This is a genomic window from Duganella margarita (genome assembly GCF_009857535.1).
GTDB lineage: Bacteria > Pseudomonadota > Gammaproteobacteria > Burkholderiales > Burkholderiaceae_D > Rugamonas > Rugamonas margarita.
On the sequence record NZ_WWCS01000005.1, the window covers coordinates 396,519 to 419,676 of the forward strand.

Consider the following 23,158-nt stretch of genomic DNA (forward strand, 5'->3'; position numbering starts at 1 on the left):
ATCCGGCCTGGCCCGCAAAATTTAGACTGGTCGGCATGAAAACTTACGACATCATTATTTCAGGCGCCGGTCCGGTCGGCCTGTTTCTCGCTTGCGAGCTGGCGCTGGCCAACTGTTCGGTGCTGATGCTGGAGAAGGCGGACGATCCGCATACGCCATTGAAGCAGCTGCCGTTCGGCATCCGCGGGCTGAACGCGCCGTCGGTCGAGGCGCTGGACCGCCGCGGCCTGCTCGATCAGCTGGAGGTGCCCAAGCGTGTCAAGAATCCATTCGGTCACGTGGGCTCGGCGCAGGCCGGGCACTTTGCCGGCATTCCGTTTTTGTATGGCGACATCGATACCGCACAGTGGCCGCATCGGCTGCCCAGGTCCACGCCCACCAACTTGATCTCCGAAATGGCGGAAACCGAGGCCGTGCTGACGCGTCGCGCGCAGGCGCTGGGCGTGGAGATCCGGCGCGGCGTGGGCGTGACCGGCGTCGAGCAGGATGACGCTGGCGTTACCGTGCGAGCCAGCGACAGCATCTTCCGCGCCTTGTGGGTGGTGGGCTGCGACGGCGCCCGCAGCGTGGTGCGCAAGGAGGGCGGCTTTGAGTTTGCAGGCACCGAGCCGGAATTCACCGGCTACACGGTGAAGGTCGATTTCGCCAATCCGGACCTGCTTAGCCCTGGCCGTAACGTCACGCCGCGCGGCATGTACTTCCAGTCGCAGCCCGGCTATCTGGCCATCCAGGATTTTGATGGCGGCGCGTTTCATCAAAGCGGCGAGGCGGTGACGCTGGCGCACGTGCAATCGGTGCTGCGCCGGATTTCGGCTACCGACGTCACCATCAGCGCGCTGCATGTCGCCGCCACGTGGACCGACCGCGCGCGCCAGGCCACCAGCTATCGCAATGGCCGCATCCTGCTGGCCGGCGATGGGGCGCACATTCATTCGCCGCTGGGCGGGCAGGGACTGAATCTGGGCCTTGGCGACGCGATGAATCTTGGCTGGAAGCTGGCGGCCACCATACGCGGCGAGGCGCCGGACGGCCTGCTGGACAGCTACGAGGCCGAACGCCATCCGCTTGGCGTCCGTGTGCTGGACTGGTCGCGCGCGCAGGTTGCCATCATGCGTCCCGGCCCGGAGGCCAGCGCGCTGCGCGCGATCTTCCGCGATTTGATCAGGACGCGCGATGGCGCGACCTATATCGCCGGCCGGGTATGGGGCATCGCCACCAACAGCGTGCCTAACTTTGAAATTGATGGCGTGACGGTGCAGGCACTGATGCGCGACGGGCAGGGCATGCTGCTGGACTTTGACGCCGATCCGGCGCTGCGCAACTGGGCGACTTCGCACGGCATCAAGTATGTAACGGGCAGCGTGCCGGATCGGCTGGGCTACAGCGCCTTGCTGGTGCGGCCGGATGGCGTGATCGCCTGGCGAGATGGCGACGGCGACCTTGCGCAGGCCGCCGCGCCGTGGTTCAACGTCGCTCGCCGCGCGTCTTGAGCTGGTCCAGCAGCACGGCGACCAGCAGGATCAGGCCGCGCATCAGGTATTGGTAGAAGGCGTCGACGTCCAGCAGGTTCATGACGTTTTCCACCGTCCCCATAATCAGCACGCCGATCAGCACACCGAAGATGCGCGCCTTGCCGCCCTGAAGCGAGACGCCGCCCAGCACGCAGGCGGAGATGACGTCCAGTTCAAAGCCCTGCGCCGCATTCGGCTGGCCGCTGGTGATGCGCGAGGCGAGGATCAGGCCCGCCATGGCGGTTACCACGCCTTGCAGCAGGAAGATCCAGACGCGCAGCCGTTCGACGCGCACGCCGGCCAGGCGCGCGGCTTCCGGATTGCCGCCGATGGCCAGCGTGTTGCGGCCGAAGACGGTCTGGTTCAGCAGGATGCCGAAGACGACGAAGCAGGCGCCGGCCACCAGCACCGGCAGCGGCAGGCCGAAAATGCGGGTGTCGCCGAAGTCGATGAAGCTGTCGTCGTTAATGCCGACGGCCTGGCCTTTGGAGACGATGAAGGCCAGGCCGCGTACCATCAGCATGGTGGCCAGGGTGGCGATCAAGGCGTTGACGCGCAGGTAGGCGATCAGGACGCCATTGAGGGCGCCGATCAGCGCACCGGCGCCCAGGCCCGCAGCAACGGCGATGGCGACGCTGCCGCTATGTTCCAGCACGATGGCGCCCAGCACGCCGGCGAAGGCGATGGTGGAGCCGACCGACAGGTCGAAGTCGCGCGAGGCGAGGCACAGCATCATGGTGCAGGCCACCATGCCGATCTGCGCGACCGACAGCATCAGGCCGATGACGTTGGTCACGGAGAAGAAGTTTTCCACCGTGGCTGACAGCACGGCGAACAGCGCCAGGTAGGCCAGCGGCATGCTGTACTCCGACAGCCATTGGCGCGAGATCAGCGGCGAGGCCGCAGCGGCGGAATTGAGTTGAGAGACGCTCATGCGATGCTCCGTGTAGGTTGGGCAGGCGATTCGATGTAGGCGGCCGGCGCGGTGGAAGTGGAGGAGGCGGCGGGCGTGGCGCCGTCGGGCAGGGCGAGGCGCAGGACTTCGGTTTCGTTGGCGTCTGCGCGCGACAGTTCGCCGCAGATGGCGCCTTCGCGCATGACGATCACGCGGTCGGCGATGCCCAGCACTTCCGGCAGTTCGCTCGACACGACAATCACGCAGCAACCGCGTTCCGCCACTTCATGGATGATGCGGTAGATATCGTTCTTGGCGCCGACGTCGATGCCGCGTGTCGGCTCATCGAGTATCAGCACCTTCAGCCCCGGCTCCGCCAGCCAGCGCGCCAGAATCACCTTCTGCTGATTGCCGCCGGAGAGCAAACGAATCTCCTGCTGGCGATTGGGCGTCTTGATGCGCAAACGGGCGATGAATTCATCCGCCAGCGCCGCCTCGCGCTTGTGACGCAGGAACACACCGCCAAGCAAATCATTGCGGCGCACGCTGATGTTGATATTCTCAGCTACCGACGCCGTGGCAAGAATGCCTTGCTCCTTGCGGTCCTCCGGGCATAGCACAATGCCGGCGGCAATCGCATCGGCCGGGCCGCCGGTGGCGACAGGCGCGCCGTCCAGCAGCACCGTGCCCGCAGTACGCGCATCGGCGTTGTACAACAGACGCATTAACTCGCTGCGTCCCGCACCCACCAGGCCGAAGAAGCCCAGCACCTCGCCGCCATGCACGCTGAAGCTTTGCGGGCCTTTCACATGTTTGCCACCCAGGCCCTGTACCTGCAGGCGCGCTGGCGTGTGCGGACGTTCGCGGTAATCGTAGATATCGCTCAGCTCACGGCCCACCATATCGCTGATCAGCCGATCGCGCGGCACGTCGGCCATCACATCATGCGTGACGATCTTGCGGCCGTCGCGGAAGATGGTGCAGGCGTCGCACAGCTCATACAACTCTTCCAGCCGGTGCGAAATGTAGATCAGCGTGCGGCCATCGGCACGCAGCTCTTTCACCAAGCGGAACAGGATTTCAGTCTCGCGGTGCGACAGCGAGGAAGTAGGCTCGTCGAACGCGATTACCTGCGCGTCCTGCATGATGGCTTTGCAGATCTCCACCATCTGCCGCTGCGCAATCGACAGGTCGGCCAGCCGCGCGGCCGGCGACAGGTCTACGCCGATGGCGGCCAGCTTCTCCGCCACGATGCGGTGCGCGCGCGCCTTGTCGAGAAAGCCGAAGCGCGTCGGCATGCGGCCCAGCAGCACATTCTCGGCCACAGTCAGTTCGGGCACATACTGCAATTCCTGATGGATGATGGCGACACCGGCGCGGATCGCATCCTTGGCGCTGGTGAAGTGGCGCTCCTGCCCATTCACCAGCAGGCGGCCGCCATCCGGTTTGTACTGGCCGCCGAGGATCTTCAGCAGCGTTGACTTGCCCGCGCCATTCTCGCCCAGCAGCCCATGCACCTGACCGGCGTGGGCTGCGAAGCTCACACCGTTCAGCGCCTTCACGCCGGGGAAGAATTTGCAGACCTGGTCGAATTCCAGATATGCGGCCATGGCTACTGGCCCATCGCTTTGCGGACCTCGGCCTGATTGGCGCGGGTCATCAACATCCCTTTGGTGAGCACTTCAGCCGGCGGCGTGGCTTTGCCGGTGATCCAGTTGTATAAATTGACGGAGGTCTGGTAGCCGTGTTCTTTGGCGCTGATCATCACCGAGCCAAAGAAGCCGGTCGGCTGCGGTTTGTTCAATTCATTTTCAGCGGCCTTGGCGCCGCCGATGCCAATGCCGATCATATTATCGGCCTTGATGCCGCGTCCTTCGGCTGCGCGCACGGCGCCCAGTACCGCTTCATCGTTCAGGCCCACCGCCACCCAGTGTTTGAACCTGGCGTTCTTGGTCAGCGCGATGTTGGTGGCGTTGAAGGCGTTTTCGGTGTCGGTCTTGGCTTGGGGAGCGTCGATGATGTTTGCGGCCGGGAAGCCGGCGGCTTTCAGCGCATCGACTGCGCCGGTGGTGCGTTCCTTGCCGGTCGGGAGCTGGTCGTAGGCGACGCGGATCGCACCGACTTCCGCCATATTCCACTTGCGAGCCTTGATTTCGGCGATGATGCCTTCGCCGACCTGCTTGCCGATCTGGTAGCCGGAAATGCCCATGTGGGGAATGGACTCAATCGGCTTGCCGCTGCCGTCGACCAGGCGGTCATCAACTGAAACGACTTTGAGGTTGTTGCGCTTGGCCGCGCGTTCGATGGCCTTGCCCAGCTTGACGTCCGGCGCGCAGATGACAAAACCCTGTGCCTTCTGCGCCGCCAGATTGTCGATGGCGGCCATGGTTTTTTCGCCGTTGGGGATGCCGATCTTCACCAGCGTGAAGCCTTTCTCCCTGGCGGCGACTTCCGCATAGCGCCACTCATCCTGGAACCACGGTTCCTCCGCCTGTTTGACGAGGAAGCCGATTTTTACGGGATCAGCGGCATGCGCCCAGGCCGCAGCGCAAAGCGCCGCAGCAACCAACAAAGTACGTTTCATATCCTGTCTCCATTCGATTTATATCGTTATTATGGGTTGATACTTATTTTGACACTGAGTTGATACACTGGAATCACCGTCACACTGCGCACGGTTGCCATCTGCTTCGCGCCGCCGAAATCGGGGCGTGCCTCTTTTGGCAGGTAGATAGGCGCATCGGCGCGGAGCGGCAACACGGATACGGTCAGCGGCTGGTCCAGCAGCGCGGCTTGCTGACGCAGGCCAAACTGCCATTGATAGCCGCTGTAGTACCAGTCATCCAACATGCGGGTGCCTGCATACAGGCGGCCGATGTCGCCGACAAAGTCGATTTGCAGCAGTGCGTCGTCCAGGCCTTTCAGCTGCTCGCGCGGGACGTTGATCTTCCATGCGCCGGCGGCCTTGAAGTTTTCCGGCGCCGGCTGGATGGCCGCCTTCGCGCTGCCGCCGATGACGACAGGCGCCGCTTCCTGCGCGCTGCGCGTTTGCGTGACAGTAGCCTTGATCTCGTGCGCCGGCAGCGTCGCTTCAAACGCCTGGAAGATGCCGTCGTTGCCGGCCGCGCGCAGGGCGACGGTGGCGGCAGGCGCATCCACAGCCGCATACGCGCCGGCGTTGGACGGCGCTGCCGCAGCCTTGGCCGCCGGCTTGGCGTTCCATGCCGCGCCGGTGGTGGTGGCCTTTGGCGCATTCGCCAGCGCAGGATAAATCGCGAAGCGGAACTTGCTGTCGCCGACTGATCGCAGTTGCAGCGCGTTGCCGTCCACGTAGGCCTGGTCTGCACTGAGCAGCAGGCGCTGTTGGCCAGCCAGCTGCACCACGCTCAGTTGCTGCGATTGTTCCGCCGTCAGCACCACGATGGTCAGCGGACGCTTGCCGTCGCGCTGCACGGTCACCGCCGCGCCGGCGCCAGGCTGCACGCCGGTGACCAGCGTGTGGCCGCCGCTGGTGGTCACTTGCGTGCCGCCTGCCGCCGTTACATGCGCGCCGGCGTCGAACGACAGCTCGACCGGCACGCCGGCATTGGCGCCGAACACCGCCACCAGGCCTGCCTTGCCCTGGTCCAGCAGCGTTAAAGGCTGGGCGGTGGCGTAATGCAGGTTAGTGCCGTCCAGGTCCAGGTTCAGCGGCCAGATGAAGTAGGCGCCATTAGCGATGTCCACCGGCTTGCTCGGCAGCGTGATGCTCTGGCCCGGCAGCTTGACGTTAAACTGCGTCGCGTTCTGCGTCGCCATCGGATACTGGCGTACGTGGTTGTTCACGAACAGGAAGCCGCGCTCACCTTCGCTGCGTACCGCAAAGCGCGCCGTGGTCAGGTCATCCGGCTTGTCCGGCGACACGTCCGGCTTGCGCACGGTCATCGGCGCCAGGCGCGAACCGAAGGCGCGCGTAAACAGATGGAATGGCCGCAGCTTCTCCAGCACCTTGCGCTGCTGGCCATCCGGGCCGAGTGGCGCCTGGAAGTCGTAGCTGATCATGGTGGTGTCGTTGTAGCCGCCACTGAGGGAGCTTTCTTCCATGCCGGTGCCGCCGAGGCTCAGCGGATTGCGGCCGCCGTGGAACATGTAGTAGCCCATCAGGTTGACGCCGGAGCCTAGCTGCACCGGCAGCATGGAGGCGATATCGTCGGCCGACACCACGGTGCGGCGGCGATACATGAACGGCAGGCCGGCGCCATATTCGGCGCCGAGGAAGGGCGTGACTTCCTTGTCGGTTTCGGCGGTGCCCGGCGCGTGGGCGGCGGTTTGCGCACCCAGGTCGCCGCTGACGCGGGTGTCGAAGCGGAATGCGTAGGTCTCTTTCGGCGGCAGCTCCTTGGTGCTCACGCCCCAAGGCTCGTCGGGATAGCCTCCGAACACCGGCGTCACTTCGCCGCTCGGATAGATGGTGCCATCCCAGCCGGTGACGGTGTAGTAGGGCACATCCATGCCCGCCTTCAGCGCCAGCTTTTTCAGCGCGGCGATATGTTCCGCGCCCTTGCCGGGACCGTCGATGTTGTATTCGTTTTCCAGCTGGACGCCGATCACATGACCGCCGTCTTTCCACAGCTGGCCTTTCAGCTGCTGGCCGATCTGCCCATACAGGCGCTCGACAAAGCGCATGTATTGCGGATCGTTGGAGCGGGTCGGCATGGCGTTGACCACCCAGTCCGGGAAACCGCCGAAGCGCACTTCCGCATGTGCCCAGGGGCCGACGCGGACTACGACATCCAGCCCGGCCTTGCCGGCCAGTTCGATGAAGTGGCGCAGGTCGCGGTTGCCGGACCAGTCGAACTTACCTTCCACTTCTTCGTGATGGTTCCACATGACGTAGCTGGCGACGATGTCGATGCCGGCCGCCTTCATCTTGCGCAGCTCCGCTTCCCATTGCGAGGCAGGCGTGCGGCTGTAGTGGAATTCGCCCATCACCGGCAGCCATGGGGCGCCGTTGCGGGTCAGGTAGCGGGCGTTGGCGCCGAGCGTGGCGCCATTCGGTGCGGTGGCTGTGCCGAGGCGCAGCGCGGCGTTGAGCGGGGCGGGCGTTGGGGCGCTGGCGTCGATGGACAACGTGCCGGCGCCGGCAAAGCCGGTGGCCAGCACGCTTGCCACCACCGCCGCGCAGATGCGGAGGCGGGGCGCGATCACCATTCGGCAACGCTGCCGTCTGCGTGGCGCCATACCGGGTTGCGCCAGTCCGGCGCGTTCTTGGCGGCTTCAATGACGCGCTCTTCGTCCACTTCCACGCCCAGGCCTGGTTTCGGCAGCGGGTTGCAGTAGCCGTCGACGATCTTGAAGTCGTCCTTGTTGATCACGTAGTCCAGCAGTTCGCCGCCCTTGTTGTAGTGGATGCCCATGCTTTGCTCTTGCAGCACGGCGTTGTACGACACGAAGTCCACTGCCAGGCAGGCCGCCAGCGCGACCGGGCCCAGTGGGCAGTGCGGCGCCAGCGTGATGTCGTAGGCTTCCGCCATCGAGGCGATCTTCAGGCACTCGGTGATGCCGCCGGCGTGCGACAGGTCCGGCTGCACGATCGACAGGCCGCCGGCCGCGAACACGTTCTTGAATTCGAAGCGCGAGTACATGCGCTCACCGGCGGCCAGCGGGATCGAGGTCATCTCGGCCAGGCGCGGATAGTATTCGGCCTGCTCGGCCAGCACCGGTTCTTCGACGAACAGCGGACGGAATTGTTCCAGCTCGCGTAGCAGGGTCTTGGCCATCGGCGCGGCCACACGGCCGTGGAAGTCCAGGCCGAATTCGATGGTGGTGCCGAAGGCTTCGCGGATTTCGGCCACGCGGCGCACGGCTTCGTCGACCTTGGCCGAGGTGTCCAGCATGCCCAGTTCTTCGGTGCCGTTCATCTTGAAGGTGTTGAAGCCGCCTTTTTGCAGCGTGCGGATTTGTTCGATGATGTCCGACGGACGGTCGCCGCCGACCCAGCTGTACATCTTCATGCGGTCGCGCACCAGGCCGCCCAGCAGTTCGTACACCGGCTTGCCCAGCACTTTGCCCTTGATGTCCCACAGCGCCTGGTCGATACCGGCGATTGCGCTCATCAGGATGGCGCCGCCACGGTAAAAGCCGGCGCGGTACATGGTCTGCCACAGGTCGTTGATACGGGCCGGGTCCTGGCCGATCAGATACGGCTCCATCTCCTGAACCGCAGTCTCCACGGTGCGGGCGCGGCCTTCGATGACCGGTTCGCCCCAGCCGACGACGCCTTCATCGGTTTCGATTTTCAGCAGCATCCAGCGCGGTGGAACACGGTAGGTCGTCAGTTTAGTGATTTTCATAGGGTAAAGTCAGGATGGAGTTCGGGGAACAGACGCTCAGTCTAAAACGGCCGGCTAGACTGGAAATATGATTAATTCGCAGGGAGCCATATCATTATCGGATAGCAGATCCGCGTCGTTCCCGCGTGGGCGGGAACCCATGCGGCGCTGGCCAGCCTGCATTCTATGGATTCCCGCCTGCGCGGGAATGACGTACTCGCAGCTATCCGATATCTGCATGGCTGGCGGCGCTTTATTCATAGCTGCGGCCGGCCGCCTTCCCTTAGACTTTCCGCTGTCGAAAACCGTTTCAGGACTCCTATGAATGTAGCCACCCACGCAGCCACCCCGGTCGCTTCCACGCCCGGCATCATGCTGATCCGCGTGGGGCAGGCCGGCTGCGCGCTGCGTTGGGATGCCGTGCAGCAATGTTGGCGCTGGCCCGATCCGGTCGGCAGCCAATTGTATGCCTGGCCGGCGCCGCCCGCCATGCCGAGCGGCGTGCGTTTGCAGGAGAGCGCCTGCGTGATGGTGTGTTGCAGCTCCGGCCGCGTGCTGCTGGGGCTGGGCAAGCGGCTCGGCATGCTGGAATTGCCGCAGCCGGGCCAGCCGGTGCGCACCTTGCAGGCCCAGGTGCTGATCACCATCGACGCCGCCGAACCGCGCACCGCCATCAGCGACGGCTGCACCGACCGCGATGGCAATTTCGTGTTTGGCACCGCCAATACCGCGCAGGACCAGCGGCCGATCGGCAGTTTCTACCAGTACTCGCAGCGCCACGGCTTGCGCCGGCTGGCCCTGCCGGCGGTGGTCAAGGCCGCCAGCATTGCCTTCAGCCCGGACGGCAGCAAGATGATCTTCGCCGACGCCCTGCGCGGCGAGTTGATGCAATGCGATTACGACGCCGAGCGGGCCAAGGTCAGCGGTATGAAAACGTTTTCGGATCTGGTCGAGCGCGGCGCCGGCGCCGCCATCGCTGATAGTAAAGGCAACATCTGGAGCGTGCAGGGCGGCGCGCTGGTGCAGTACGGCAGCGCCGGCCAGGTATTGCGGCAGATTTCGCTGGCGCGCGAGGCCGCCGCCTCGGTGGCGTTCGGCGGCGAGGGGCTGCAGCAATTGCTGGTGCTCGGCGCGCAGGGCGGCCTGTACGGTTTGCCGCCCGATCTGGCCAACGGGCTGGCGCGGGGCGTCGCCGACAGCTTGTTTAATGATAGCGGTAGCGGTTCCACACCGGTTTCGCGCACGTGACGGTGATTGACGCTGGTCCAGCCCGCATTTATGATGGGCGATCAAACCAATCACCCTTATGACTGATTCCCGCTCGGACCGCTTTGTTCGCTCCCACCTGAAAACCCGCCACCTGGTCTTGCTTGTCGAGCTGGGCCGGCATGGTTCCATCGCTCACGCAGCGCAAGCCGCCAACCTGACGCAGCCGGGCGCGTCCAAGTTGTTGGGCGAGCTGGAACACGCGCTGGGCGTGCAGCTGTTCGAGCGCCTGTCGCGCGGCGTGTCGCCAACCTGGTACGGCAAGGTGCTGATCCGCCGCGCCGGCGCGGCGCTGGCCGAGATGGATGCGGCGCACCAGGAAGTGATGGAGCTGCTGTCCGGCCTGCGCGGCCGCGTGGGCCTGGGCACGGTGCTGGCGCCGGCCACCGGCCTGGTGCCGAAAGCGATCAACCTGCTGAAGGCACGCCACGCGCGCGTGCATGTGGCGGTGACCATGTCGACCAGTAAAGTGCTGGTCGAGCGCCTGCGCAGCGGCGAACTGGATCTGGTGGTGGGCCGCATCCTCGATACCGAGGCCGCCGACGAACTCAATTTTGAACCGCTGACCGACGAGCCGCATGTGCTGATCGCGCGCGCCAGCCATCCGCTGATCGACCGCGCGGACCTGAAGCTGGAAGACCTGATGGAGCAGTGCTGGATCCTGCCGCCGGCCGGTTCCATCCTGCGCGATCGCCTGACCGCATTGTTTTTATCGCATGGGCTGGAGCAGCCGGCGGAAACTGTCGAAACGCTGGACATGCCGGTCGTCGCCAGCCTGCTGCTGAATAACGATATGGTGGTGGCGCTTCCAGTGGAAGCCGTGCAACCCTATATGGATGCTGGGCTGCTTAAAGCGCTGCCGTTCGATCTGGGCGTGAGCATGGATTCGTTCGGCATTGTGACGCGCAAGCGACACCAGCTCTCGCCTGGCGCGGACGCCATGCTGATCGCGCTGCGCGACGCCGCAGCCAGCATCTATCCTCACTATCGCGCGCCAGCGCAGGCTTGACTTGCAGCGTGATATACGAACTTGGTATGGCCCGCGCTAAATAATCTATTGGTTTGAAAATAAACGTTTCGTTAGCATCCGGTTATCCGTCCAATCTTTAACAGAGACGGGACAAAGACAAACACTGGAGATGCACAATGAAACATAAAAAAATGAGCTGGCTGATTGCCACGCTCTTTACTTCCCCGCTGCTGGTTCAACAGGCCATGGCACAAGATGCCGCCGCCGCAGCAGGCGATATTCAACAAGTGAATGTGACCGGTATCCGCGCCTCGGTGCGCAATGCGCTCGCGGCCAAGGAAGCCTCCAACAGCATGGTGGAAGTCGTATCGTCGGAAGACATCGGCAAGCTGCCTGATACCACCATCGCAGAATCGCTGGCGCGTCTGCCGGGTTTGTCGTCCGGTCTCGATCGCGGCAACGCCTCGCAGATCGTCGCGCGCGGCATGGGTCCACGCTTCATCGGCGCCACCCTGAACGGCCGTGAACTGGCCTCGTCGGAACCGGATCGCGCAGTGCGTTTCGAGCAGTTCCCGTCGGAGTCGATCAGCGGCGCGACTGTGTATAAAACGCAGAACGCCGAACTGGTGGAAGGCGGCATCGCCACCACCATCGACCTGCAAACCGTGTCGCCGCTGAAGTACAACGGCCGCCAGATCAACCTGAAAGCCGATGCGCTGTACTACCCGATCTCCAAGGACATCGCCGGCGCCGACAAGACTGCGCCACGCGTGGGCGGCGTTTACGTCGACCAGTTCCTGAACAAGACGCTGGGTGCGGCGATTGCGTTCAGCTACCAGGACCAGCCATCGGTGCAGAAGGGCGTGCAGCAGTGGGGCTTCGATGAAAGCACCGCCACCAACAAGACGCCTTGGGGCTTCCAGGATGACATCCGCCGCGGCGACAACAAGCGCAGCAGCGTGCTGGGCAAGGTCGAATGGAAACCGAACAGCGACGTCTTGATCACCGCCGACACTTACTTCGCCAAGACCAAGATCAACGAGGACCAGCTGCAGCACTGGACCGAAGGACTGGCCAACTACGCCAATTACACCAACGTTAACCTGATCAACGGTTACGTGGCCGGCGCCACCGCCGACTGGACCAAGGTTGTCAACAACCACTCGCGCTGGCTGCAGGACGCCAACGTGGCCGCCACTGGCCTTAACGGCAAATTCACCGCCGGCGACTGGAAAGTGGAAACCGACCTGTCGACCTCCCACGCCATGCGCAGCAGCCAATGGGTGGACGTGCGCCAGTGGAGCAACGACTACATCAAGACCACCTTCGACTTTACCGGTAACGAACACCAGGCCTACAGCTTTGGCATGGATACCGGCAATCCGGCCAACTACAGCGCCGCGACGCTGTACGTCGACACCGACGGCCACGTGAAGGATCTGCTGAACGCCGTGTCGGTCAGCGCCGCGCGCCCGATCGACAACAGCATCATCAGCCGCATCAAGGTGGGCGTGCGCGCCACCGATCGCGAGAAGAGCTATCGCCAGACCACCTGGGATATGGGCTCGCAAGCGATTCCTCAGTCGGCGTTTGAGACTGTCAACGTGGCCGGCTTCCCGTCGTACATCGCGCTCAAGGATTTCGACGGCACCATCGCTTCGGTCTACGGCGCCAACGCCACCAACCCGACCGGCCGCGTGCAGACCCAGGACGATCTGCTGTCCGGCTGGAAGGTCAAGGAGCGCAGCACTTCCGCCTTCATTCAGGGTGACCTGGACGGCGAAGCGTTCGGCAAAACCTACCGCGGCAATGTCGGTGTGCGCGTGGTGCACACCAAGACCGACAGCTACGGCATGGAGTCGATCGGCGGCGCAGCCGCCACGCCGGTGGAAGGCGGCACGTCGTACACCGAAGTTCTGCCTAGCCTGAACCTGATCTTCAATCTGGACGAAGCGCAGGAACACCAGATCCGTTTCAGCGCGGCGCGCGCCATGTCGCGTCCACCGCTGGACGAGCTGCGTGCTTCGCGTATCCTGAGCACCGTGACCCCTGGCCGTCCGCAAACCGGCAGCGCCGGCAATCCTGATCTGCTGCCGATGATGGCCAATCAGCTGGACCTGGCGTACCAGTGGTACTTCGCCAAGGGCGGCCTGGTGTCGGTGGCCGGCTTCTACAAACAGGTGCAGCGCTACATCGCCATCACGCAGAGCGAGGCGATTACCCGCTCGGTGAACGGCGAAGGCGGCAACGTGCGCGGCCTGGAACTGGTGTACCAGCAGGCATTCAACTTCCTGCCGGCGCCATTCGACGGCCTGGGTATCGCCAGCAACTACGCTTACACGCTGAGCTCGATCCATGAGCAGGTGCCGGTCGGGAATCCATACCCGATCCAGGGTCTGATGAAGAATAACGGCGGCATCACGCTGTGGTACGAGAAGGCCGGCTATGAAGCACGCCTGTCGGCTACCCATCACAGCTCGTTCGTGCGCAATCCAAGCTGGGATGCCGGCCAACTGCTGGTTAACGGCGCGGAGACTTACTACACGCTGAACCTGGCCAAGCAACTGACGCCCAACATCCAGGTGCGCTTCGGCATCGATAACCTGAGCAATCAGAAATCGGTTTACACCAGCGCCAACAACCCACTGCAACAGCAGGTAACCGACTACGGCCGCCGCTACAATCTGGGCCTGTCGTTCAAGCTGTAATGCGTCGCTCCCGCGCAGGCGGGAGTCCATGCTGAGTATGCTGAGTATGGATTCCCGCTTGCGCTGGAATGACGGAATGTTTTATCGTGGTATTTGCGGAGCGGTGCGTGATGGCACTGCTCCGTTTTTTTTATCAGGGGAGACTGCTTTGAAAACAAGACTGATAAGTATCATGCTGTTGTTGATCGCCTGCGTGAATGTCAACGCCGCCACGCGCGAACGGCTGTCGCTGGATCGGAGCTGGCTGTTCCACCAGGGCGACGTGGTGGAGTCGGCCATCGCCGGTCACGGGGATTCCTACAGCAACGCCAAGGCCGGCAACGCCACCGGCGCGGCCGGGAACGAGTACGACGACTCGGACTGGCGCCATCTCGACCTGCCGCACGACTGGGCGGTGGAGGGACCGTTCGATCCCAAGGCCAATATCGCGCAGGGCTACCGCCCGCGCGGCATCGGCTGGTATCGGCGCTACCTGCGCGTCGATCCCGCCGATCGCGGCAAGCATTTCGAACTGCAGTTCGACGCCATCGCCACCCATGCCACGATTTGGGTCAACGGCAATGTGGTCAACCGCAACTGGTCCGGCTACAACGCCACCTACATCGACATCACGCCGTTCCTGCGCTACGGCGATGCGATGAACACCATCGCCATCCGCGTCGATGCCGATGCGATGGAGGGGTGGTGGTACGAGGGCGCCGGCATGTATCGCCACAGCTGGCTGGTGAAGCGCAACCCGGTGCATGTGGTGACCGACGGCGTGCACGCCACGCCGCGCCTGGTGAAGGACAAGCAGTGGAGCATTCCGGTCGAAGTCACGCTGAATAACAGCGGCAAGGCCGCCAGCGACGTGATCGTGGAAGTGACCCTGTACGATGCCGCCGGCAGGCAGGTGGCGCAGCGCACCGCGCCGGCGCGCGTGGGCGTGCTGGCCAACAGCACCGTGCAGCTGCCGATCACCGTCAACAATCCGGCCATCTGGACGCTGGAGAAGACCAATCTGTACCGCGTGACGACCCGCGTTCTGCAAGCCGGCAAGGCGCAGGACGAGGTCTCGCTGAACACCGGCTTCCGCACCATCCGCTTCGACGCGGCCCAGGGCTTCTTCCTCAACGGTGTGCACGTCAAGCTGCAGGGCGTGTGCATCCACCAGGACCACGCGGGTGTGGGCGTGGCGGTGCCCGATTCGGTGTGGGAGTATCGCCTGCGCCGCCTGAAGGAGCTGGGCGTAAACGCGATCCGCTTCTCGCACAATGCGCCGGCGGCGGAAGTGCTGGACATGGTGGACCGCATGGGCTTCGTCGTCATGGACGAGAACCGCAACTTCAATACGTCGGAAGACTACATGAAGCAGCTCGAATGGATGGTCAAGCGTGACCGTCATCATCCGAGTGTCGTTCTGTGGTCGGTGTTTAACGAAGAGCCGGTGCAGGCGACCGAAGTCGGTTACGAGATGGCGCGCCGCATGTCGGCCGCCGTCAAGGCGCTGGACGACACCCGTCCGGTGACTGCGGCGATGAATGGCGGTTTCCTGACCGAGCTGAATGTGTCGCATGCGGTGGACGTGGTGGGCGCCAACTACCAGGTGCCGGACTACGACCGCTATCACAAGGCCTATCCGAACAAGCCGTTCACCAGCTCCGAGGACACCTCCGCCTTCATGACGCGCGGCGAGTACAAGACGGTCAAGGAAAAGAACCTGATCGCCAGCTATGACGACGACGCCGCGCCGTGGGGCAACACCCACCGCGATGCGTGGGAAGCCATCGACAAGCGTCCGTTCGTGGCGGGCGGTTTTGTGTGGACCGGCTTCGATTATCGCGGCGAGCCGACGCCGAACGAATGGCCGTCGGTCAGCTCCGTGTTCGGTATCATGGACTTGAACGGTTTCCCGAAAACCGCCTACTACATCCACCAGGTGCAGTGGATCAAGGACAAACCGCTGATCCACATTGCGCCGCACTGGAACTGGAAGCAGGGCGACAAGGTGCGCGTGATGGTGATGGCCAACGTCGAACGCATCCAGCTGCTGCTGAACGGCCGCGCGCTGGGTGAGCAGAAAGTCGATCCTTATCGCATGAATAACTTCGACGTCGCCTTCGAACCGGGCAAGCTGGAAGCCATCGGCTACCGGGGCGGCAAGGAAGTGGTGCGCACGGCCGTGGAGACCACCGGCGCGCCGGTGTCGCTGGAGCTGGTGCCGGACCGCGCGCAACTGAACGGCGATGGCCGTGACGCGCTGCCGGTCACCGTGCGCGCACTGGATGCGCAGGGCCGCGCCGTGCCGCTGGCGGACAACGAGGTGACCTTCGCGGTCACGGGCGGCGGCCGCTCCATCGGCCATGGCAACGGCGATCCGAATTCGCACGAAGACGAGAAGGGCGCCACGCGCCGCCTGTTCAACGGCCTGGCGCAGCTGATCGTGCAGACCAACTACGATGCCAAGGATGCCGTCATGATCAGCGCCACGGCGCCCGGCCTGCAGGCGGCGCGCGTGACAATCCCGGTCAAGCCAGTGGCGGCCGAGCCGTTCGTGGCGCCGGCTGATGCGCCGTTGACGTTTGTACGCAGCTGGCGGATAGCGCCGGATGGCGATACGCGTCCGGACCCGAACCAGAAGCTGGCCAGTTTCGACATGAATACCTGGGGCTGGGGATCGCCGCCGATGCGCGCTGCCGCCGGCAGCAAGTATCACCTGTACCGCGCCAGCTTCACGCCGCGCAAGAACCTGGCGGACGGCACGGGGCGCATCCGCTTTGCGTCACTCAAGGGCAAGGCCGAGATCTGGCTCAACGGCGCGCTGGTGGGCAAGAAGGACAGCTACGCCGCCGCGCCATTGGACGTGGCGCTGCCGGCCGGCGACGGCAAGCGCGAGATCAATGTGCTGATCGAGGCGGAAGCGGGGCAGGGCGGCGGCATCGAGGGCAACGTCACCATCGAGCCGGCGCGGTAGTTGACCTGGAATAAATAAATCGCGTGCTTGTCGGCGGCAAACACGCGATTCGGTTGACGGCATCCCGCGCGCTGCCTATAGTGGCGGGATGATTTCAGATTTCCAAGAACTGTCCGATAAAATCGACCAGCTGGCCGAGATGACCGTCGCCCTGCGCCGGGAGAATGCGCAGCTGCGCCAGGCCAACGCCGCCCTCGTGGTGGAGAACATGGGTTATCAACGCCGGCTGAGCGAGGCCTCGACGCGGGTCGAGGCTTTGCTGGAGCAGATCCCGTCCCTCGACGCCGGCACGCCCGAAGAAAAGCAGCCTGAAAACGAGGACGCACGATGATCCAGGTGGATGTGACCATCATGGGCCTGAGCTACAAGCTGGCCTGCAAGGAAGAGGAAGAAGCGGCGCTGCGCAAGGCGGCGTCTTTCCTCGACAAGAAAATGTCGGCGATCCGCGACGCCGGTAAAGTCAAGGGCAATGACCGCATCGCGGTGATGGCGGCACTGAGCGTGGCGGCGGAATTCCTGACGGTGAAAGCGCCGCAAGGTCCGTTGTCTGACATGTCAATCCTCGAAGTGCAGACCAAGATCAGCGCCATGCACAAAGTGCTGGATGCCGCCCTGACGCCACAGGAAACGCTGTTTTAATGCGATTTTAATTGGATCAGCCCTTCCTTTGCGCCGCACAAGAGAGTAAACTTCATTCACCCTGCAGTGTTCGAGACTTGTCATATATTCCTTGAACCATTTTTTTGCACCGGTTACGGAAATTTGTTCGATGGGCGAGAGCGTCGCTAGTCCGATGAACCCGAAATTGAACTAACTGTGACCACCTGAGCCTTTTGGTTCGGGATGCCGGCAAGACGGCACACGTGGGGCCCTATTCAACGAAGAGCGGTTGCAAGCATGTGAATGCGCAGCCGCTTTTTTTCGTCTGGAGAATACCTATGCAGTATTGGCTGATGAAATCCGAACCGGATGAAGTGAGTATCGACGACGTCATGGCGTCGAAGGACCAGACCACACCGTGGTTCGGCGTGCGCAATTACCAGGCGCGCAATTTCATGCGCGACCAGATGCAGGTGGGCGATGGTGTGCTGTTCTACCACTCCAGCTGCCCGGAGCCCGGCATTGCGGGCCTGGCGGAGATAGTGAGCGCTCCTTATCCGGATGCTTCGCAGTTCGACGCCAAGGGCAAATACTACGATCCCAAGGCCACGCAGGAGCAGCCACGCTGGATTTCGATCGATGTGAAGGGCACGCAGAAAACGCGCTTGCTGCCGCTGGCCGAGATGCGCACGATCCCTGCGCTGGAAGACATGGTGGTACTAAAGAAGGGCAGCCGCCTGTCCATCACGCCGGTCACGCTGGCCCAATGGAAGGCAGTGGTCAAGCTGTTGAAGGCCTGACCGTCATTCCCGCGCAGGCGGGAACCCATACTCAGCATGGATTCCCGCCTGCGCGGGAATGACGGGGCTTACTTGATCGGGGCGCGGCCTTGCTGCCTGGCTTTATACGACCACACCAGCATCAGGATGGCGCCGACGATCATCGGCAGCGACAGCACCTGGCCAGACGTGATCGGCAGGCCGAGGAAGTTGGTTTCCCAGTCCGGCGTGCGGAACCACTCGGTGAAGAAGCGCGCGCAGCCATACAGCAGCGTGTACATGGCGCCCACCGCCAGGCGCGGACGTTCCTTGCGCGAGTAGAACCACAAGATCACGAACACCAGCAGGCCGTCGATCAGCATCTGGTAGATCGGCGAAGGGTGGCGCAGGCCTTGCAGGAACACCGGGTCCGGATGCAGCGGGTAGCGGATGTCCGGCCATAGCATGGCCCATGGCAGCGATGGATCGCTGACCACGCGGCCGGGCAGCTCAGCGTTGATGAAGTTGCCCATGCGGCCGGCGGCGTAACCCAGCGGCACCAGCGGCGCGATGAAGTCGTACACGTCCAGCAGGTTGCGGCCGGCCTTGCGCGCCCACAGCGACATGGCGATCACCACGCCCAGGAAGCCGCCGTGGAACGACATGCCGCCGTGCCAGACCTTGAAGATTTCGATCGGGTCGGAGAAGTATTTCACCGGTTCGTAGAACAGCACCTCGCCCAGGCGACCGCCGATGATCACCCCCATCATGCCGTAGAACAGCATGTCGTCCAGATCCTCTTTCTTCCACAGCTGCGCGGCGATGTGCGGCTGCCTGATGCGCACCCGGCCCAGCGCGATGAACAGCGCAAACGCCAGCACGTACATCAGACCATACCAGTGGATTGCTACCGGCCCCAGTTGCAGGGCGACGGGATCGGGCATCGGGTGTATCAGCATAGAGCGCTTTTCCTCAATTCGTTTCTCAATAAATCCAAAAAGCCGTGCAGCACCGGCGAGGCGTTGTCGCGCCGCCAGGCCAGGCCGGTTTCGACCAAGGGCGTGGCGTCGGCCAGCGCCCGGTATTCTACCCCGGTCCGCATCAGATTGGAGACGGACTGCGGCACCAGCGCCATGCCGATGCCGGCCGAGACCAGGCTGACGATGGTCTGCATCTGGATCGCTTCCTGGCCGATTTGCGGCGTGATGCCGGCGTCGCGGAACACGGACAGGATGGCGTCATGCAGCGCCGGCGAAATCGCGCGCGGGAAGATGATCAACGGCAGCGGCGGCAGGGCTGACAGCGTCAGCTTGCCTTTCTTTTTCAGCGCCGGCAGGCCGGCGGGCAGGGCCAGCACCAGCGGCTCGTTCAGCACCGGCAGGTAGTCGAGTTGTTCTTTCGCCTTGTCGGGCAGCGGTGGGATCAGCAGGCCGGCGTCGATGCGGTTGTGCAGCAGGTCGTCCAGTTGCAGGTCGGAGGTGGCTTCCTGCAGCGTGATCTGCACTTGCGGGTAGGCGGCGCGGTAGGCGCGCAGGAAGGGCGGCAGCACGCTGTAGTCGGCCGAGGAGACGAAGGCCAGCGTCAGGCGTCCGACTTCGCCGCCGGCGGCGCGCTGCACCAGTTGCGGCAATTCCTGCGCGTGCGCCAGCAGGCGGCGCGCTTCCGGCAGCAGCGCCGTGCCGGCCGGCGACAGCGTCACGCCGCGGCGATTGCGCTCGAACAGCGCGGCGCCCAGTTCTTCCTCCAGCGCCTGGATGGTCTGCGACAGCGGCGGCTGCGTCATGTGCAGGCGCAGCGCCGCCTTGCCGAAGTGGAGTTCTTCGGCGACGGTGACGAAGTAGCGCAGCTGTCGCAGTTCCATATGGTTTACTATTGAATATATTCTCTGTGATATTTTATACGACTCACAGCAGTGCAAATCATATATTTGACACCAGCGCGCACGCGTCGCAAACTCCCATGCTAAGCCAGCCGAATTAAGCTCGCCTTAGCAGCCGAGCAACATCAGGAGAAACCTCATGCCGCAATACCGTTCCCGCACCACCACCCACGGCCGCAATATGGCCGGCGCCCGCGCCCTGTGGCGCGCCACCGGCATGAAAGATGGCGACTTCGATAAGCCGATCGTCGCCGTGGTCAACTCCTTCACCCAGTTCGTTCCGGGTCACGTGCACCTGAAGGATTTGGGCCAGCTGGTCGCGCGCGAGATTGAAAAAGCCGGCGGCGTGGCCAAGGAATTCAACACCATCGCGGTCGATGACGGCATCGCCATGGGCCACGGCGGCATGCTGTACTCGCTGCCGTCGCGCGACCTGATCGCCGATTCGGTCGAGTACATGGTCAACGCCCACTGCGCCGATGCGATGGTGTGCATCTCCAACTGCGACAAGATCACGCCGGGCATGCTGATGGCCGCGATGCGCCTCAACATTCCGGTGGTGTTCGTGTCGGGCGGTCCGATGGAAGCGGGCAAGGTGGTCAAGGTGGTCAATGGCGGCCAGAAGATCATCAAGCTCGATCTGGTGGACGCCATGATCAAGGCCGGCGACAGCAGCGTCAGCGACGCCGATGTGGCCGAGATCGAGCGTTCGGCCTGTCCGACCTGCGGTTCGTGCTCCGGCATGTTTACCGCCAACTCGATGAACTGCCTGACCGAGGCGCTGGGCCTGTCGCTGCCGGGTAACGGCACCATTGTCGCCACCCACGCCGACCGCGAACAGCTGTTCCTGCGCGCCGGCCGCCTGATCGTCGAACTGGCCAAGCGCCACTACGAGCAGGATGATTATTCGATCCTGCCGCGCACCATCGCCAACAAGGCGACGTTTGAAAACGCCATGGCGCTGGACGTATCGATGGGCGGTTCGACCAACACCGTGCTGCACCTGCTGGCGGCGGCGCATGAAGCCGGCGTGGACTTCACCATGGCCGACATCGACCGTATCTCGCGCAAGGTGCCGTGCCTGTGCAAGGTGGCGCCGATGACCGACAAGTTCCACATCGAGGACGTGCACCGCGCCGGCGGCATCATCTCGATCCTGGGCGAGCTGGCGCGTGGCGGTCTGCTGGACACGTCGCGTCCGACCATCCACGCGCCGACGCTGGCCGATGCGATTGAGCGCAACGACATCAAGCGCAGCGACGATCCTGCCGTGCACAAGCTGTTCAGCGCCGCGCCGGGCGGCGTGCCGACCCAGGTGGCGTTCTCGCAGTCCGAGCGTTTTGCGTCGCTGGATCTGGACCGCGCCACCGGCTGCATCCGCGACAAGGAACACGCGTATTCGCAGGATGGCGGTCTGGCGGTCTTGTACGGCAACCTGGCGGAAAAGGGCTGCATCGTCAAGACGGCGGGCGTGGATGAAAGCATCCTCAAATTCAGCGGCAAGGCGCGCGTGTTCGAATCGCAGGACGCGGCGGTGGAAGCGATCCTCGGCGATAACGTGCATGAAGGCGATGTGGTCATCATCCGCTACGAAGGGCCGAAGGGCGGTCCTGGCATGCAGGAGATGCTGTATCCGACCTCGTACATCAAGTCCAAAGGTCTGGGCAAGGCGTGCGCGTTGTTCACCGATGGCCGCTTCTCGGGCGGTTCGTCGGGCCTGGTGATCGGTCACGCGTCGCCGGAAGCGGCCGAGGGCGGCGCCATCGGCCTGGTGGAAGAGGGCGACATGATCGACATCGACATCCCCAACCGCACCATCGGCCTGCGCGTCACCGACGCCGAACTGGCGGCGCGCCGCGTCGCCATGGAAGCCAAGGGCGCCGACGCCTGGCAGCCGGTGAACCGCGAGCGCTACGTCTCGCAGGCGCTGCAAGCTTACGCCGCCCTGACCACCTCCGCCGACCGCGGCGCGGTGCGCGACCTGTCGCAACTCAAGCGCTAATCCGGCCGCCAGGTCAATCGCTGACCTCAAACGCGGCCGGGTCCAGTTCGTCGAGGGTGACGATGGCGTCCCGGCCCGGCTGCGCCGCCTGCGCGGTCAGCCTGGCGTGCAGCTGCGCCAGATAGTCGGCGCGGCAGCGGCGCAGCGCGTAGTCGCGGAAGTTCTGCTGCTCCAGGTCGCGCCAGGCGCGTTCGCGTTCGGCCGCCGAGTGCTGCTGCGCGCGGGCCGTCGCTTCCGGCGTCAGCTCGGCGTCGCCGGCGCTCAGGCGCGTGTAGCCGTAGCGGTCCATGTAGTCGCCCGTCAGCGTCTCGATGACGTTGATCTCGTGGGCGCTCAGCTGCTGCTTGAACTTGTCGACGTTGGCGGCGATCGGCGCATAGCAGTTGGAGGACCAGAGCGCCGACAGCTGGGCGATCTGCTTCGCCTCCTGCGAACCGGCGACATCGAGCATCTGCGGCAGGAAGGCGATGCCGAGGAAGTCGCACAGCCGCCGCAGCGTCGCTTCCTGATCCGACAGAAAATCTTCATAGCGCATCGTCAGCACGCGCGCGGGCCAGCGCTGCTGCACGTGGTCGGCGGCGCGGTGCGCGGCCAGCCAGGTGCGGGCGTTGAGCAGCGAATCGAAATCGTGGATGATGGCGCGGTTCATCGACGCCACCTGCGCGCGCGGGTCGCGCACCACGTTCACAAACAGCATGTCGGGATACAGCGTCATCAGCTCGTCGGCGTAGTGCACGCTGTCGAGCGACTTGTCCATCACCACGCCGGCGTGCTGGCGTTCGCCGGCGCGCAGCAGCAGTTCCCACACCACGCGGTGCGCGCTGCGCGGCTGGTGCCGGATCGCCTCGAAAATCTCCACCGGGTCGAACACGATGCCGGGCCATTTGACCATGCTCACCGCCTGCAGGCCGACGATGTCGGTGACCATGCGGAAGTAGGCGCGGTCGTCGCGTAGGTCGCCGTACAGCGGCGCCAGTGGCATGAAGTCGACGATGTGCAGCGGGTACGGCGAGTAGAACTGCGGCGACATGTTGAGCCGCAGGCGCAGCGCGTGGCTGCCGCAGCGGCGCAGCGGGATCATCATGACCGGACGGGGACGGCGGTGGTCGGACGGGGGCAGATTCATGGCAAGACTCCTTGGTTAAAATAACAGCCAGCCGGCCAGCGCCGCAGCGGCGACGACCCAGGCGGCATCCAGGCGCCAGCGCAGCAGCGCATACAGCGCGGCGGCGCCGATCACGATCGACAGCCATTGCGGCGCGGCCAGGCGGGCGATGGCGGCGGCGGCGGCGAACACCATGCCGG

General features: G+C 64.1%; 17 protein-coding genes and 1 other RNA gene. 10 read left to right on the forward strand and 8 right to left on the reverse strand.

The window, feature by feature from the left end:
- Positions 1 to 35 precede the first annotated feature (35 nt).
- Positions 36 to 1,490, forward strand: a complete 1,455-nt coding sequence (locus GTP55_RS10865; RefSeq protein WP_161044935.1) for an FAD-dependent monooxygenase — start codon at positions 36 to 38, stop codon at positions 1,488 to 1,490.
- Here GTP55_RS10865 and araH read toward each other — a convergent pair.
- From araH to dgoD, 5 genes are read right to left on the reverse strand one after another with little or no spacing between them, the layout of a single operon-like run.
- Positions 1,465 to 2,445: an L-arabinose ABC transporter permease AraH gene (gene araH, locus GTP55_RS10870; RefSeq protein WP_161044936.1), complete on the reverse strand. Its 981-nt coding sequence runs from the start codon at positions 2,443 to 2,445 to the stop codon at positions 1,465 to 1,467. The genes GTP55_RS10865 and araH overlap by 26 nt on opposite strands.
- The gene (araG, locus tag GTP55_RS10875; RefSeq protein WP_161044937.1) at positions 2,442 to 4,016 is read right to left on the reverse strand and encodes an L-arabinose ABC transporter ATP-binding protein AraG; all 1,575 of its coding nucleotides are present in this window, start codon (positions 4,014 to 4,016) and stop codon (positions 2,442 to 2,444) included. Before araG ends, araH begins: the two co-directional genes overlap by 4 nt.
- A 2-nt stretch (positions 4,017 to 4,018) precedes the next feature.
- On the reverse strand, positions 4,019 to 4,990 hold the full coding sequence (locus tag GTP55_RS10880) for an arabinose ABC transporter substrate-binding protein (protein WP_161044938.1): 972 nt from the start codon (positions 4,988 to 4,990) through the stop codon (positions 4,019 to 4,021).
- 29 nt (positions 4,991 to 5,019) lie between these two features.
- Positions 5,020 to 7,596 (reverse strand): beta-galactosidase, encoded by a 2,577-nt coding sequence (locus GTP55_RS10885; protein WP_161044939.1) that lies wholly within the window; start codon positions 7,594 to 7,596, stop codon positions 5,020 to 5,022.
- The gene (gene dgoD / locus GTP55_RS10890; RefSeq protein WP_161044940.1) at positions 7,590 to 8,738 is read right to left on the reverse strand and encodes a galactonate dehydratase; all 1,149 of its coding nucleotides are present in this window, start codon (positions 8,736 to 8,738) and stop codon (positions 7,590 to 7,592) included. Before dgoD ends, GTP55_RS10885 begins: the two co-directional genes overlap by 7 nt.
- A 300-nt stretch (positions 8,739 to 9,038) precedes the next feature.
- On the opposite strand from dgoD, the gene GTP55_RS10895 reads away from it, so the two are divergent.
- From GTP55_RS10895 to GTP55_RS10930, 8 genes are all read left to right on the forward strand, one after another.
- Positions 9,039 to 9,965, forward strand: a complete 927-nt coding sequence (locus GTP55_RS10895) for an SMP-30/gluconolactonase/LRE family protein (RefSeq protein WP_229257865.1) — start codon at positions 9,039 to 9,041, stop codon at positions 9,963 to 9,965.
- Between the two features lie 58 nt (positions 9,966 to 10,023).
- Positions 10,024 to 10,992, forward strand: coding sequence for a LysR substrate-binding domain-containing protein (locus GTP55_RS10900; RefSeq protein WP_161044941.1), 969 nt, complete (start codon positions 10,024 to 10,026; stop codon positions 10,990 to 10,992).
- 137 nt (positions 10,993 to 11,129) lie between these two features.
- Positions 11,130 to 13,661 (forward strand): TonB-dependent receptor, encoded by a 2,532-nt coding sequence (locus GTP55_RS10905; protein WP_161044942.1) that lies wholly within the window; start codon positions 11,130 to 11,132, stop codon positions 13,659 to 13,661.
- Between the two features lie 172 nt (positions 13,662 to 13,833).
- Positions 13,834 to 16,614, forward strand: a complete 2,781-nt coding sequence (gene galA, locus GTP55_RS10910) for a beta-galactosidase GalA (protein WP_161044943.1) — start codon at positions 13,834 to 13,836, stop codon at positions 16,612 to 16,614.
- Between the two features lie 88 nt (positions 16,615 to 16,702).
- Complete coding sequence (locus GTP55_RS10915) at positions 16,703 to 16,945, forward strand: hypothetical protein (RefSeq protein ID WP_161044944.1); 243 nt, start codon at positions 16,703 to 16,705, stop codon at positions 16,943 to 16,945.
- Positions 16,942 to 17,253, forward strand: coding sequence for a cell division protein ZapA (locus tag GTP55_RS10920; RefSeq protein WP_161044945.1), 312 nt, complete (start codon positions 16,942 to 16,944; stop codon positions 17,251 to 17,253). Before GTP55_RS10915 ends, GTP55_RS10920 begins: the two co-directional genes overlap by 4 nt.
- Positions 17,254 to 17,308: 55 nt before the next feature.
- Positions 17,309 to 17,488: non-coding RNA, 6S RNA (ssrS, locus tag GTP55_RS10925), on the forward strand.
- Positions 17,489 to 17,552: 64 nt separating this feature from the next.
- Positions 17,553 to 18,014: an EVE domain-containing protein gene (locus tag GTP55_RS10930; protein ID WP_161044946.1), complete on the forward strand. Its 462-nt coding sequence runs from the start codon at positions 17,553 to 17,555 to the stop codon at positions 18,012 to 18,014.
- 68 nt (positions 18,015 to 18,082) lie between these two features.
- Here the strand turns inward: GTP55_RS10930 and lgt are convergent, their stop codons facing one another.
- Positions 18,083 to 18,931, reverse strand: coding sequence for a prolipoprotein diacylglyceryl transferase (gene lgt / locus GTP55_RS10935; RefSeq protein ID WP_161044947.1), 849 nt, complete (start codon positions 18,929 to 18,931; stop codon positions 18,083 to 18,085).
- Complete coding sequence (locus tag GTP55_RS10940) at positions 18,925 to 19,833, reverse strand: LysR family transcriptional regulator (protein WP_161044948.1); 909 nt, start codon at positions 19,831 to 19,833, stop codon at positions 18,925 to 18,927. Before GTP55_RS10940 ends, lgt begins: the two co-directional genes overlap by 7 nt.
- Positions 19,834 to 19,990: 157 nt before the next feature.
- Between GTP55_RS10940 and ilvD the strand changes: the two genes are divergently transcribed.
- Entirely contained in the window at positions 19,991 to 21,853 is a 1,863-nt protein-coding gene (gene ilvD / locus GTP55_RS10945) for a dihydroxy-acid dehydratase (RefSeq protein WP_161044949.1), read from the forward strand.
- A gap of 13 nt (positions 21,854 to 21,866) precedes the next feature.
- Here the strand turns inward: ilvD and GTP55_RS10950 are convergent, their stop codons facing one another.
- Positions 21,867 to 22,979: a sulfotransferase family protein gene (locus GTP55_RS10950; RefSeq protein WP_161044950.1), complete on the reverse strand. Its 1,113-nt coding sequence runs from the start codon at positions 22,977 to 22,979 to the stop codon at positions 21,867 to 21,869.
- Positions 22,980 to 23,158: the final 179 nt, after the last annotated feature.

Bases quoted from the DNA above. Each gene is read 5' to 3' on its own strand.
- GTP55_RS10865 (WP_161044935.1), top strand. From the start codon at position 36: ATGAAAACTTACGACATCATTATTTCAGGCGCCGGTCCGGTCGGCCTG.
- araH (WP_161044936.1), bottom strand. From the start codon at position 2,445: ATGAGCGTCTCTCAACTCAATTCCGCCGCTGCGGCCTCGCCGCTGATC.
- araG (WP_161044937.1), bottom strand. From the start codon at position 4,016: ATGGCCGCATATCTGGAATTCGACCAGGTCTGCAAATTCTTCCCCGGC.
- GTP55_RS10880 (WP_161044938.1), bottom strand. From the start codon at position 4,990: ATGAAACGTACTTTGTTGGTTGCTGCGGCGCTTTGCGCTGCGGCCTGG.
- GTP55_RS10885 (WP_161044939.1), bottom strand. From the start codon at position 7,596: ATGGTGATCGCGCCCCGCCTCCGCATCTGCGCGGCGGTGGTGGCAAGC.
- dgoD (WP_161044940.1), bottom strand. From the start codon at position 8,738: ATGAAAATCACTAAACTGACGACCTACCGTGTTCCACCGCGCTGGATG.
- GTP55_RS10895 (WP_229257865.1), top strand. From the start codon at position 9,039: ATGAATGTAGCCACCCACGCAGCCACCCCGGTCGCTTCCACGCCCGGC.
- GTP55_RS10900 (WP_161044941.1), top strand. From the start codon at position 10,024: ATGACTGATTCCCGCTCGGACCGCTTTGTTCGCTCCCACCTGAAAACC.
- GTP55_RS10905 (WP_161044942.1), top strand. From the start codon at position 11,130: ATGAAACATAAAAAAATGAGCTGGCTGATTGCCACGCTCTTTACTTCC.
- galA (WP_161044943.1), top strand. From the start codon at position 13,834: ATGCTGTTGTTGATCGCCTGCGTGAATGTCAACGCCGCCACGCGCGAA.
- GTP55_RS10915 (WP_161044944.1), top strand. From the start codon at position 16,703: ATGATTTCAGATTTCCAAGAACTGTCCGATAAAATCGACCAGCTGGCC.
- GTP55_RS10920 (WP_161044945.1), top strand. From the start codon at position 16,942: ATGATCCAGGTGGATGTGACCATCATGGGCCTGAGCTACAAGCTGGCC.
- GTP55_RS10930 (WP_161044946.1), top strand. From the start codon at position 17,553: ATGCAGTATTGGCTGATGAAATCCGAACCGGATGAAGTGAGTATCGAC.
- lgt (WP_161044947.1), bottom strand. From the start codon at position 18,931: ATGCTGATACACCCGATGCCCGATCCCGTCGCCCTGCAACTGGGGCCG.
- GTP55_RS10940 (WP_161044948.1), bottom strand. From the start codon at position 19,833: ATGGAACTGCGACAGCTGCGCTACTTCGTCACCGTCGCCGAAGAACTC.
- ilvD (WP_161044949.1), top strand. From the start codon at position 19,991: ATGCCGCAATACCGTTCCCGCACCACCACCCACGGCCGCAATATGGCC.
- GTP55_RS10950 (WP_161044950.1), bottom strand. From the start codon at position 22,979: ATGAATCTGCCCCCGTCCGACCACCGCCGTCCCCGTCCGGTCATGATG.